The sequence below is a fragment of the Nostoc sp. EspVER01 genome, assembly GCF_034530635.1.
Lineage (GTDB): Bacteria > Cyanobacteriota > Cyanobacteriia > Cyanobacteriales > Nostocaceae > Nostoc.
This window is the reverse complement of the sequence record NZ_JAVRCS010000067.1, coordinates 1-13,561: the sequence shown is the minus strand read 5'-3', so window position 1 is coordinate 13,561 and position 13,561 is coordinate 1. Positions and strand designations below refer to the sequence as shown.

9 protein-coding genes and 1 tRNA gene are annotated in these 13,561 nt (G+C 40.0%); 3 read left to right on the top strand and 7 right to left on the bottom strand.

Annotated elements, in window-relative coordinates:
- On the bottom strand, positions 1 to 3,423 hold a 3,423-nt coding region (locus RMX69_RS28810; protein WP_322639471.1), incomplete at its 3' end, for a caspase family protein.
- A 269-nt stretch (positions 3,424 to 3,692) separates the two neighbouring features.
- Between RMX69_RS28810 and RMX69_RS28805 the strand changes: the two genes are divergently transcribed.
- On the top strand, positions 3,693 to 4,163 hold the full coding sequence (locus RMX69_RS28805) for a hypothetical protein (protein WP_289799186.1): 471 nt from the start codon (positions 3,693 to 3,695) through the stop codon (positions 4,161 to 4,163).
- Positions 4,164 to 4,176: 13 nt separating this feature from the next.
- The gene (locus RMX69_RS28800) at positions 4,177 to 5,490 is read left to right on the top strand and encodes a hypothetical protein (RefSeq protein WP_322639470.1); all 1,314 of its coding nucleotides are present in this window, start codon (positions 4,177 to 4,179) and stop codon (positions 5,488 to 5,490) included.
- Positions 5,491 to 5,605: 115 nt separating this feature from the next.
- Here the strand turns inward: RMX69_RS28800 and RMX69_RS28795 are convergent, their stop codons facing one another.
- From RMX69_RS28795 to RMX69_RS28780, 4 genes are all read right to left on the bottom strand, one after another.
- Positions 5,606 to 5,809, bottom strand: a complete 204-nt coding sequence (locus RMX69_RS28795) for a hypothetical protein (RefSeq protein WP_289799188.1) — start codon at positions 5,807 to 5,809, stop codon at positions 5,606 to 5,608.
- A 192-nt stretch (positions 5,810 to 6,001) separates the two neighbouring features.
- Positions 6,002 to 7,408, bottom strand: coding sequence for a 1-acyl-sn-glycerol-3-phosphate acyltransferase (locus RMX69_RS28790; protein WP_322639469.1), 1,407 nt, complete (start codon positions 7,406 to 7,408; stop codon positions 6,002 to 6,004).
- 128 nt (positions 7,409 to 7,536) lie between these two features.
- The gene (locus RMX69_RS28785; protein ID WP_289799190.1) at positions 7,537 to 7,983 is read right to left on the bottom strand and encodes a DUF2127 domain-containing protein; all 447 of its coding nucleotides are present in this window, start codon (positions 7,981 to 7,983) and stop codon (positions 7,537 to 7,539) included.
- 236 nt (positions 7,984 to 8,219) lie between these two features.
- A tRNA-Ala gene (locus RMX69_RS28780) sits at positions 8,220 to 8,292 on the bottom strand.
- Between the two features lie 71 nt (positions 8,293 to 8,363).
- Between RMX69_RS28780 and RMX69_RS28775 the strand changes: the two genes are divergently transcribed.
- Entirely contained in the window at positions 8,364 to 9,278 is a 915-nt protein-coding gene (locus RMX69_RS28775) for a rhodanese-related sulfurtransferase (protein WP_322639468.1), read from the top strand.
- 15 nt (positions 9,279 to 9,293) lie between these two features.
- Here the strand turns inward: RMX69_RS28775 and RMX69_RS28770 are convergent, their stop codons facing one another.
- Together RMX69_RS28770 and RMX69_RS28765 are read right to left on the bottom strand one after the other, a co-directional pair.
- Positions 9,294 to 10,793, bottom strand: coding sequence for an ATP-binding protein (locus RMX69_RS28770; protein ID WP_289799192.1), 1,500 nt, complete (start codon positions 10,791 to 10,793; stop codon positions 9,294 to 9,296).
- A gap of 10 nt (positions 10,794 to 10,803) precedes the next feature.
- Positions 10,804 to 13,128, bottom strand: a complete 2,325-nt coding sequence (locus RMX69_RS28765; protein WP_322639467.1) for a PAS domain S-box protein — start codon at positions 13,126 to 13,128, stop codon at positions 10,804 to 10,806.
- Positions 13,129 to 13,561: the final 433 nt, after the last annotated feature.

Here is a 13,561-nt window from a genome sequence, read left to right as displayed (position 1 = left end):
ACCCCTGACCACATCGCTATGCCCCTTGAGGGTGGAGATTGATTGACCTGTAGCCACATTCCAGAGGTTGACACTGTTGTCAGCACTAGCAGAAGCGATGGTCTTGCCATCCGGGCTAAATGCGACGCTATAGACCGCAGAGCTATGCCCCTTGAGGGTAGAGATTGATTTACCTGTAGCCACATTCCAGAGGTTGACACTGTTGTCAGCACTAGCAGAAGCGATGGTCTTGCCATCCGGGCTAAATGCGACGCTATAGACCTTATCACTATGCCCCTTGAGGGTGGAGATTAATTTACTGGTAGCCGCATCCCAGAGTTTGACGGTGTTGTCAGCACTAGCAGAAGCTATAGTCTTGCCATCCGGGCTAAATGCAACCCTATAGACCTCATCGCTATGCCCCTTGAGGGTGGAGATTGATTTACCTGTAGCCACATCCCAGAGTTTGACGGTGTTGTCTAAACTAGCAGAAGCTATGGTCTTGACATCCGGGCTAAATGCGACGCTATAGACCTTATCGCTATGCCCCTTGAGGGTGGAGATTGATTGACCTGTAGCCGCATCCCAGAGTTTGACGCTCTTGTCTAAACTAGCAGAAGCGATGGTCTTGCCATCCGGGCTAAATGCGACGCTATAGACCTTATCGCTATGCCCCTTGAGGGTGGAGATTGATTGACCTGTAGCCGCATCCCAGAGTTTGACGCTCTTGTCAGAACTAGCAGAAGCGATGGTCTTGCCATCCGGGCTAAATGCGACACCCCTGACCACATCGCTATGCCCCTTGAGGGTGGAGATTGATTGACCTGTAGCCGCATCCCAGAGTTTGACGCTCTTGTCTAAACTAGCAGAAGCGATGGTCTTGCCATCCGGGCTAAATGCGACGCTATAGACTGCTTCGCTATGGCCTTCCAAGCGGTTTAGCTCTTGGATATTGTAAATTGCTCGCTTGAGTGCGACTACAGCTTGCTGGTTAGCCGTTTGTTCTAAATTAGCATTTTTAATTGGTCTACCTAAAATTTGTCTACCTGATTGTAGAGCTGCAACCACAGCTTCAAGTTGCCTGTTAGAAACAAGGGAAATTTCGGAGGTTTGAGCCAGAACAATGGCACTTTGTTGTGCTGCTTCCTTGGCTTTATTCTGAGCATCATACCATTGATAACCTGCAAAGATAGCTACTCCAGTTAACCCAATACTAAACAAAGTAACAACTCGATTTTGCCGCTTTGCTGCTGCCAACTTTTCTTGTTGGCGTTCTTTCTCTTCTCGCTCCAGGCGATTTCGCAGTTCTTGACTCTCCTGAATGTACACCTCAGCTACCCCATTCAGCATTTGCCAATCACCAAATCTAGCTAAATATGCCTCTGCTACTGCTAACCTGTCATCTTTTCTTAGAAACCCTGGCTTTTTATCATTCCTCTCCCATTCTTGGGCTTCTGCTTCAATCTGGCGTTCAATACCTATACCCAACTTATATTCCTCTTTCCAATCCCACAACATTTTCCAATGGCGGATTAAGGCTTCATGGACAACATCTAAAATAACATCCTGGGAATCCGCCTCATCTGTCTTTGTAATTAATCGCGCATCTTTATCGGCTAACTTCTCACTCACCTGTTGCAAAAGTTCCAAGGAATGATGGGAATTAACCAACTCGCCCAAACGCACGTGCCGCCTAACATCTGTGGTTTCTCCCATTTGCGTCAATTCCAGAAAAATCCGCCGCGCCACAGTTTTTTCTGTTGCTGAAAGATTCTCGTAAACTGCATCAGCGCGTTTTTGTAGCGTTCCTTCCACCCCGCCTAAATCCTCATAAGTTTTCAGGCTGAGAACCTCATCGCCTTGATTTCTCGACTCACGCCACAATTCTGTCAACGTATATTGCAGCAAGGGCAAACTTCCGGGGTAATCTTCAACATCGTTAATTAGTTGCTGTTTTAACCTTCCCTCTATGCCTAATCCAACCCAATCAGCCGGTTTAGTAATCGCTTCTTCAATTTCCTGACGGTTGAGGTGTTCGATGTTGATGTAAGGTTTATGGATTCTACTAGCATATTCGGGATATTCTCGCCATCTCCCCCGAAAATCCGATCGCATCCCAATGAAAATATAGAGGTTATCTGTACAGTCAATTAATTCCCGCAAACAGTCAAAGAATTCTTGGCGCTGGCTGTCATCGCACATAGTAAAGCATTCTTCAAACTGGTCGATAATCAAAATGACTGGTATGTTTAATGCTTTTAACTCCTCGCCGATGACATGGGCAAGATTTTCCATTGTCCCGCCTAACTTTTTAGATCCCCCTAAATCCCCCTTCAAAAGGGGGACTTTAAGAGATTCTTCGCCCCCCTTTTTTAAGGGGGGTTGGGGGGATCTAAGCAAAGAAAGTGCAACAGCCTCCTGTAAACTGTTAACAGGAGATTCTTTAGGCGTAAACGGTGTAATATAAGTCCAGCGATCGCTCTCTGGAATCTCTTGTCCTAACTTCAACTGGTAGAGTAACCCAGCCCGTAACATAGATGATTTTCCACTACCGGAAGCACCTAATACAGCAATTAGGCGATGCTTATCTCTTACCTGTTGAATCAACTCCTGAGTTAGCGCACTCCGCCCATAAAAAACCTCAGCATCTTCCTTAGTCTCGCTAAAATACGACAGGGAACGATAAGGACACTTATCCTGAAAGCTTTTTTGAGAAAACTTAGTTGTCAGCAGAATTGCTCGTGTAGAATTGGCAATTAACGGCCGCTGGGCTGTATCCGGCATTCGGCTGATAATGAAATCTGCCAATTTGTGGCTATTAATGATCCCATCTGCGTCATTTTCCGGGTTCAATCCTGCAAGTAAAGTCTGCGTCATCAACCCCTGCGCGTGGGGAATTTCCACTCCAGTTTCGTAAGAACGGGTTGCAGTAATAAAACAGTAGTCTTTATCTGTGGGAATAAATTTTAACAATTCACCGCTATAGCAGCAATCTAGCCAAACAACGACTCGTTTAGCCTGACTGATTTGCAACTGCTCACCCAACCAACTTAAGGGTATACCATAAATTGCTTGTTCAGGTAGAACATCACTGGTAGCTAGAAATACTTCTTCTTTGCCCGCTACAGTTTTGCACCACCCATGTCCTGAAAAGAAGAATAACGCTGTTTCTGGCGTGGGGTTTGGATCGGGAGGATTGAAAAGATTAGCGATCGCTTCTCTCAATTCTTGCACCTTTACCGCCCCTTGGCGATCAATTTTGCTTTCTCCCTTCGGGTTTAAAGTTCTAGGTAAACACTGAGCGCGAAAAGGTCTATAACCGTATTGTTCTAATTGTTCGGCAATTTTCTCTGCATCCTCTGCTGCTGCCGTTAGCGGCTTTAGAGTGGTGTACTCTGGGTAATAATTAATTCCAATAACTTGAGCAGCCCATTCCGATGCCATTTTTCTTACCTGACTGACTCTGATAACTTTTTGGTTAAACTGTAGGCAAAATCTGCCCACAGCATTCTTTAGGTTGCATGAAAAATCACTAGAATACAGTGCAATAAACTAGATTAATTTACATAGTAAAAGGTATAATAAAAAACATTTTATTTAATAAATTATTCTTTTTAGAGATAGAAAATCAAAACTGAACATGAAATACATAGTGTAATTATCTCACTGAAATTACGTTTATACTAATCGTAGTGAGTTTGGTATAAAAACCTATGAACACAAAGGCTGACAATACTATCATCGCTTTTCTCTTGGCGTTTCAAGACTTAAAAACCGCCCTTGGAGAACAAGAGAAACAGAATTTAAAAGAAGTTGCCAAGCAATTAGACACACAACCCAAAGCTTGGGAAGACTATATTAAAGGACGTTTATTAGAAATAATTACCCCTAATCCTGAGTTAAATCAGTCTTATCAATTCTATAAATCTCAATTAGATGATCTAGAAGAAATTCCTGATGATTTACTTCCTACTGAAGCAGAGATTAGTGGGTTCAATACTTTTGCAACCTATCCACTAACTAGAGGCTTTAAACCCAAATATGAAGCTACAGGTTACGAAACCCAACTCAACAACGTTGTAGTCATTGTTGGTAGTTCTGAAAAACCAGAAGAAACAGTGAAACAAGTCAAATTTTTAGAAAAATGGAAACAAATTTTATCTCAATCCAATCAATCAAATTAGTTTTGCCCTTGTGATGAGCGATTTAATCTATCCGACACTTGATTTGTTTTTATATGCTTTAAAAACTTCTTTAAACACAACTGATGCAGAAACACAAAAAAACCAAGCAACTTTTTTATCTCAATTACCCTATGATACTCAATTCAACGATTCTGAGATTGAAACTGAGTATTTAGAGATTACCCAGCCTCCTCAAATTAACTTTATTTCCCAAAATCAAACTTTAGAAGGATACTATTATGGTGTTAGATTAAATGACACTTATGGCTTGCAAATTGATTGTTCTATTAATAATCAAACCGAAACTCAACCAGCTAAGTCTTTTGCAATCTTAAAAACTGAAATAGAACAAAAACTAAATAAAGAACTGACAATAATTGGAAAAACCTGGTTGCTTTCTGGTTGGCTACCAGAAAACTCATCTCAAAACCATGAAGATATTGCCAAGGATTGCTATTATGCTTTGTTTAAAGATACTTCTTGGCAACCAGAAACAGGTATTTTTTTAGATGGGAAAGTTTTTGAAGTAGGGCGATCGCAATATATAAATCAGAGCCTAAAAAACGTAACAACGCCTCTAAATAGTAATGAACATCATGTGATTATTGCTATTTATAATAATAGAGAGAGCGCAGAAAAAGCTGCGGAATTTTATAAAGATTGGATGGGTTTATTTTGTTATCGCAGTAAGATTTCGTGGGCTTATTGGCAAAGTCGTTTAGTCAAAGAATCTCTGCTCAATCATTATAAAAAAATAGAAGAAAATAGAAAATTTACTAATCAAAGTAACTATTGGCAGGAAAATCAAAAAATTACTACTTCTCGGCAAATTTTAAATAATATTGATAACATTCTCCAACAATACACAATCGACTTACTCAACCTGTCTTTTCAAAAACAAATTATTGAAATTAATTTATCTAATTATCAAATACGCTTGGCTTTGATTAAAGAAAAAGCAGGTCAAAATAATCAGTTAGATTTTTTAGAAAAATTTAGCAACCTAGCCAACAAAAAATATTTACCACAAATTACTAAAGATATCGAAAATATGCAGCTTGGCTTGCAACTTTTAGAAGATACAATTAACGCTACTCGCAGTCGCATAGAAGTCGAGAAATCTGAAAGAGAGCGTAACTTTCAAGAGCTTGTAGCTGTTGCGGGTGCTGGTATAGCAACTGTATCCCTGATAAGAGAGACAGCAAAAGAGTGTAAAGATATTTTTAAGCAAGTTGACTTCTTTTGCAAGTATCCTTTAAGTGCCAGTTTAATAGTTGGAATGATTGTTGGTTTTATGGTTTGGTGGCTGAGAAAACGATTGCGATAAGCGAAGCTTAAGCCTTCTCCTGTGGAGACGCTAGCGCGAACAGCTATCGTAACTATTGTATAAGTATAAAAAAGTTATACAATTTAAGCTACTACAAGCACTGTTCTATCGTTAGCTACTCAGAAACTTCGAGAAAATATTGAGTTGGGAAATGATCGGCAGTAGCTGCGATCGCAGTTTGAGCTAAATCTATTTTGGCTTGTTTGAGTTCGCTAGTATCACGTTCTAACTGCTTTTCAATTTCAATCCGTTGCTTACAGCACTTCCGGCAGCTATGAGGTACATCCTCAAAGCTGAAAGCTATGATAGAAAAGGGCAAAAAGAAAAACTGTACTGTATTGCATAATAGCTGTCAGTGCTTTAACCCAAGTTTTTCTAGTCCTCTTCTAGAGGACTTGCACCATTAGGCAGGGAATTCTATTCCCTGGTGGTCTGTATTGCATAATAGCTGTCAGTGCTGTAACTAAAGCTTGGCGTTCTTTATTCGAGCGAAAAAGTCTTAGAATTTCTGTTATCTAATCATCTTCTCTAAAGCGATTTGCAAATCTTTTGTCAAATCGCTCACAGCTTGTTTAGACGCTTGGCGATCGCCCTGACAATTTCTGAAACGTTCTGTAACTGAAATTGGCTCCCCCACTGTGATTTGTGCCTGTCGCAAACCTAACCTCGGTCGTCCCGGAAGCGTTGTATCCTGAATTCTAGAAAGCATATCGAATACAAGCAAAGCTGTTTCTGCAAACCGTTCTGCCGTTGGTTGTTCCTGAATATAAGTAGCTGTGACTGCAACAAAACTTTCCACTATCCGCATATGCCGCATTCGCAAGTCGGCTTCTTCAGCAATCCAGTCTGCTAAACCGCGTTTGAAGGGTGCTAAAGCATTGATATCTGGCAAATCTTCTCGGTAAATGTAACTCCAGCCAGCCTCTTCCAAACGGCGACAGCGATCAATAAAATTACCCTGCGCTTGAACTTCAAAATATTGCTCGGTAACTTGTAAAGCCTTATCTAGTAGGCGATGGAGTCGGGCAATTAATACCTGATTAGCACTAGCAGATTCATCAGTTGAGATGATTTTTGGGATATCTTGATGATAGAAGCGACGATAAAATTCTTCCATCTCGGTAATCAGATATTCAGCCAACCTACAGAGGCGTTGATGGTAAATCTCTGCGCGATTGCCCGAATCAATTTCCGAAATTTTCAAGCCACTATCAGCTTCTAACTTACTCAACAGCCAATCCAGTTTAGACCAAGGTGGCTCAACGTAGCGATATTGGATAGCGATCGGCACAATGATCACAGTCTCAGTTCGGTTGGCTTTTTGTAAGTCTTCTACACACCAGAAGCCCATTTGAGCAACACCAGGTTCTAAGGGGCTAACAATGCCACTATGACCATTAGTACCTCCTTCCGGTGCTACTGCGATCGGTAGTTCGCCATTAGCAAACAACTCTCGTGCATTTTGGATCGCTTGCCGATCTAGTCGCCTACCACGACGAACCGGCACACCTCCCAGTAGAGAAAACAGCCAACCTAGCCACTTTCCAGCCCAAACTGTCATACCTCGGTCATAAAGAAAATAGCTGTGAACCAGGGATTTTAGTGTAATATCTTTTTGACGAGCAACTTGTGGCACAATTCGAGAAAGCAAATACAGCATACAGAGGGGATCTTCTACCTCTGGGTGGCGAAATGCTAACAAAAAGCGAATTTTTCCAGACTGGAATTGTTGATAGAGTTCAGCTAATACTTCAACATTCTTGGCTTCAATCTTGACAATCCCAGCCGGTAGCCAAGGGCGAGTACGAAACCGTAGTGCGATCGGCAGTAACCACCGAACAATATGGAGTACCAGAGGATTCAACCTTTGAGGAATAAATTTTAGTGGTGGTTGAGTAGACTGAATCGATCTAGGCAAGTTGCTCTCCAGATTGTATTTCTAGCGATTGTACAACGTGGGGTCTTGGTTTTGCGTAAACCCGTTGCCTCTTGTCGTCAACCATTTCAAATAGCTTTCTTCCTGCTGCCTTTCTTCTTATCAAAAACTTAGTTTGGATGTTTAGGAAAATTTCGGAATAGATAGCCAAACACTGCTAAATTCAACAAAAAAACGAATATTTTTATCAGAGATATTCCCTGAATCAATTCATAAATCTCTGGTGGAATACTGATACCGACAAGTCCCAATACTAAGACATGTGCCCAACGCCTTTCGTACCATAAACCAACAGCTTCAATAGCAGTAACAATAGCATATATTCCTGTTCCGATACCGCTAAATTCTAGAGTTCTAGGATTTAAGTTAACAACTTTCTTTAAAAGCCAATCAATAATCATCGATTTACCTTCTAAAACATAATTTTCTGAAAATGCCTCTAGAGTTTGATAATTTTTTAATGTCAATAATAAAGCGATCGAAGTAAGCATAAGCAGCAAGGCGGCAAATGATTTGTAGAGAACAATTGCCACTAACCCCAATGAACGCTTTTCCAAACAACCCCCTAAGTAAAGATAAGTCAAATTTTGAACGATCAAAATTACCTGAGTACTGTCAAGTCAGAGTTTACCTCCTTTAACTAAGTAGGACTTTGAATCGGTGCAATGGATGCAATACCATATTTTCCTCTCCCCGAACCCCTTGCCTAATAAGGAAAATAACCCCATTTTTTGATAATGAAAGGGGTTTTAATTGATTTGAATGTGCGTAAGCTAGCAAAAACCGTTTCCAATGGAGGTTAGCGGACTCGAACCGCTGACATCCTGCTTGCAAAGCAGGCGCTCTACCAACTGAGCTAAACCCCCATAAAGTTAAAATAGTAGATAACTTTGATTACCGTTGTTATTGTAACTTATATTGTTCTATTACCAAAGGAATGAAGCCAGAAAATATTCAAGTTGTTGCAGCACTGTATAAATTTGTTAAACTGCCAGATTTTACCGAGAAACGAGATCCTCTGCTGTCTTACTGCCAAGCGCAAGGTGTCAAGGGGACGATTTTGCTGGCACTTGAAGGGATTAACGGTACAATTGCCGGTTCGCGTCAGGCGATTGACTCAGTTCTCTGGTTTCTGCGTTCTGACCCTCGTTTAGCAGACTTAGAATCCAAAGAGTCCTATACCAAAACCCCACCTTTTGAACGGATGAAGGTGCGGTTGAAGCAAGAAATTGTTACTTTGGGGTTGCCAGAAATTGACCCAAATGAGCAAGTTGGTATCTATGTCAATCCCCAAGAATGGAATGATTTAATTTCCAATCCAGAAGTAACCGTGATTGACACCCGCAATGATTATGAGGTGAATATCGGTACTTTCCAAGGGGCAGAAAATCCCCAAACTGAATCATTCCGCGAATTTCCTGATTATGTGCGCCACCATCTCGACCCAACTAAACACAAAAAGGTTGCTCTGTTTTGTACAGGCGGCATTCGCTGTGAAAAAGCTTCATCCTTCATGCTTGCCCAAGGCTTTGGAGAAGTTTATCATCTCAAAGGCGGTATTCTTAAGTATTTGCAGGAAGTTCCAACACAAGAAAGTTTATGGGAAGGAGAATGTTTTGTTTTTGATGAGCGGGTAGCCGTTAGTCATGGATTGGAGAAAGGAAGTTATGAGTTGTGCCTCTGTTGTGGACGTCCGATTTCTGAGGAAGATAAAGCGTCTCCCAAATATGAGCAAGGTATCTCCTGTCCCTATTGTTTTGATAGCCTCACCGAAGAGAAAAGAGCGCGTCAGCAAGAAAAATGGCGCCACTACCAAACCCAAGTTGGCAACAAAAATCAGGATGTGAGTTGAAGAAGAATTTATAACTCATGATTCGGAATTTAAGGGCAAAATTACTGTAAATTTAGTACCAACTCCAACTTCACTTGTCACACTGATTTGACCTTGATGAGCATCAACGCACCTTTTAACGATTACTAAGCCCAATCCAGTACCCTGAATTGATTTGACATTTGAGGCTCGGTAGAATGATTCAAAAAGTCGAGCTTGGTCTGCTTCGGGAATGCCCATACCTCGATCTTGAATATAAAAAGTTGCTACTTTCTCAATGGGGTCGCATATTAAATCAAATTGAATTTTGCCACCTTGGGGAGAATATTTAACTGCGTTTGAGAGCAGATTTCCAAATAGGTAATGTAAAAGTCCTTCATCCATCACAGCGGATGTATTCTCACTATGACAGGTAAAAATAATTTCACATACCCTGTTTTCAAGCATCAAAAAATCTTCGATTAACTCTCGACAAAATTGCTCTAAGTTAAGGGAAGCAGGGTTGTATATGAGTTTTTCTGCTTCCGCTCGACCCATAAATAGCACCTCCTCCATGAGCTTTTCCATAGATTGCACAGCTCCTTGAATTCGCTTTAAATAGATACCTCTTTTTGTATCTGTCAAATTTGCTCCTTGCATTTCTATGAGTTCTACTGCCGTTTGAACAACAGTTAGGGGATTACGGAACTCATGAGATACAGTAGAGATAAATAGGGACTTGAGACGGTTAAGTTCTTGCTCCTTTTCCAATGCTTGCTCTAGCAATTTTGTTTGCCGTCGTTCGCTAAGATCCCAAAAAACAACTACTACACCATTTACCTGGTCAGTTCCTCGCTTCAGTGGTGAAGCACTATCGCCAATGGGAACTCTTTTGCCGTTTTTTGTAATCAGAGATGTGAATTCCCCTAAATAAACAACCTGTTGCTCACGCAGTACTTTTGTCACAGGATTTTCTAATGTAGCCTCTGTAACTTCATTGACAATATGAAAAATCTTCGCCGCCTCATTTCCTAAAGCATCTTTTTGCTGCCAGCCAGTCAGCGCCTCAGCCGCAGGATTCATAAATGTTATTTTTCCCTGCTCATTAGTAGCAATTACAGCATCACTCATTGAGTTTAAAAGGGTTGCTAACTGATCTCGATTCTCCCGCAGTTCACGTTCTAACTGGTGTTTTAAGAGACCGATCTCGATCGCAATTTTTAAATCTTTTGTAGTAAATGGTTTAACTATGTATCCAAAAGGCTGGGTAATTTTGGCTCTTTCTAAAGTATGATCGTCGCCATAAGCGGTTAAATAAATTACAGGTACATCTAACTGCTCGCGAATCTGACTGGCGGTAGCAATACCGTCCATATCACCTTTAAGAATAATATCCATTAATACTAGTTCTGGTTGAGTTTCCGATGCCTTGGCAATGGCAACTTTTCCAGATGAAGCTGTACCCGTAACAATGTATCCTAGTTGACTGAGTTGACTAGCAATAGTTCTAGCCACAATCACTTCATCTTCAACGACTAAAATCCTAGCTTGACCCATTTGATATTTATTAATGCAAAGTTAACTGCGTAAATTTTATTTTGAATACTGTTCCATAATTACGTTCTAGAGTAATATCGCCTTCTAGTTGTTCTGTAACCAAGTCATGTACTAACGACAGACCTAAAGAATCAGTATTTCTCCAATCTAAATTATCTGGTAAACCAATCCCATTATCTTGGATAGTCATCTCGATACTATTGCCAATATTGTGTAAAGCAATACTAATTGTGCCTACTTGTTGATTGGGAAAAGCGTGTTTGAGAGCATTAGAGATTAATTCGTTAATCACCAATCCACAGGCAATAGCTTGATCGACATTCAAGCTGACTGAATCTATATCAGTTTCTAGAGAAATTTTACCAGGGCATATTTGATAGGAAATGAGCAAGCTAGCTGCTAAATTACTGATATAGTCAGCGACATCAATTTGTCCGATATTAGCGGAAGTATATAAATTTTTGTGAATTAGAGATATTGACTCAATTCGATTTTGACTTTCTCGAAGAACTTTGATTATTTCCGGATCTTTGAGTGTTTGAGACTGAAGTTGTAATAAACTGGAGACAATTTGCAAATTATTTTTAACTCGATGATGAACTTCTTTTAAAAGAACTTCTTTTTCAGCTAAGGCTGTTTTTAACTTTATTTGAGCTTTTTGTCTTTGAACAAGTTCAGTTTGAGCTTGCGCTAAGATGCTGGATTGTTGAATTGCGATCGCTAATTGGACTGTCACTTGATCGAGCAAATCTAATTGATTTTCTTCCCACTCACGAAAACCAGAGCATTGGTGAGCAATCAGTAAACCCCAAATGTGAGAGCCAGGGTTTTGAGAGCTTACTTCTAATAAAATTGGCACAACTAAATTTGCTTTCACCTCAAATTGTTCTAATAGACGAATATGGCAATCAGTTAGTCCAGCTTCATAAATATTAGCGATCGCTCGTTTGCGTCCCTGATAATATTCCAATCCTGCGCCTGTTTGAAAACACGTATCATAAATCTCTACACCCAACGAAACCATCCATCCAGGTTCTACCGATTCCGCCATAATTGTGCCGATCATCTCTAAGTCAAACTGATACACTACTACTCGATCAACCCCAAGTAAATCTCGCACTTCCTGAACTGTTGCATTCAGAATATCTTGAAGATTCAAAGATTGACGAATCCGTTGAGCAACAGTTCGCATCAATTGCTCCCGTTCAGCTTGGGCTTTTAGAGCTAGTTCAGTTTGCTTACGTTCTGTGATATCTTGCCCAATACCAATAATTTGACCATTTGAAAGGTAAACATTAGTCCAAGACGTATCCAATAAACGACCATCACGTATCTGAGTTCTAAAGTCCCCCCAAATGCGTTGTGCAGACTGCATAAAATTAATTACGTACTGTCGATATTCAGGATTAGGGTATAGCGCTTCCAATACATCACGAGTTTGGAAATCTTGAAATTTCCAACCGAGAATATTTTCCCATTCTTGGTTCACCCACTGGAGTTTACCATTGGCATTGACCAGGGCAATCATCAATGGTATATTCTCAAAAATTATCCGCAAAAACTCATTTTGTTCTTGAAGTTTTGTTTCGGTATTTTTTCGGTCATTAATATCATTGAATACTGTTAAAATGGCTGACTCATTGTTAAAAACTAAATATTGTAAAGAAGCGATCGCCCAAAAATAAGTTCCATCTGCTTTTTTTAATTGCAGTTCATAATTATGAATAAAACCTTGCTGATTAAGAACTTTTAACAGCGCTTCTAAATCTGTAGGATTATGATACAAATCTACAATTCTTTTGCGATTAACTAAATACTCTGGAGAAAACTGAAATGTTTGAAGCAACTCTGTATTAGCGTATAAAATCAACCCATCAGACACACGCGAAATAATGAATGGAACAGGAATCGCTTCAGAAATCACTCGAAATCTAGCTTCACTTTGTTGAAGAGTTCTTTCTATTTGTTTGTGTTCTGTGATGTCTCGTATATGAACTAAGCGAGCCTTATAACTGCTATAGTCTATTGTCTGTGTGAAAATTTCAACATCAATAATCTGTCCGTCTTTTCGCTGATGTCGCCATCGCCCAGTAAAGTCTAAGGTAGAGTGCTTTTGTCGTAAATATTCAAGCAAGAGAGGCACATCTTCTGAAGGGCGAATATCAGTTATTCGCATTTGCAAGAACTCTTCTCGTGAGTAGCCGTAGTGAAAAACAGCAGCTTCATTTACATCTAAAAATTGCAGATTATTTTGGTTATATACCCACATCGGGTTGGGATTTTTAGAGAAAAGTAAATTAAAACTCCTTTGGCTTTCATTTTCAGAAAATAGCATTAGTGATTGTGTAATAAAAGTTTTTATTATTTACTAAATTTTAATGAGTTTAAACCTGAAACAATTGTTAATTTTTTGCAAAATTTGTTTTTTATGATTCAATCTTCTACTAATTCAGAATTTTATGTATAAACTCTTTGATATTTAGAGATCAAAAAAGGGTAGTCCGCCTACGCGGACTTAAAGACTTTGAAACCCACGGAGGTGGGTTTTGTTTGTATAGCCGCGAATTCTATTCGCCAGGACAGGCGTGTTTTTACACTCATTGAGATGCTCCCTATAGCACCCGCCAAGGCGGCTAGTACAAGTGGATGAAATTTTGCAAATGCATTGAACTTGCAATTCTATACATTTAAACAAAAAGCGCTCTCCGTAAAAGGAGAGCGCTTTTTGATGATTTAGCGAAACTTCAGAATTAACCGTTGATAGCAGG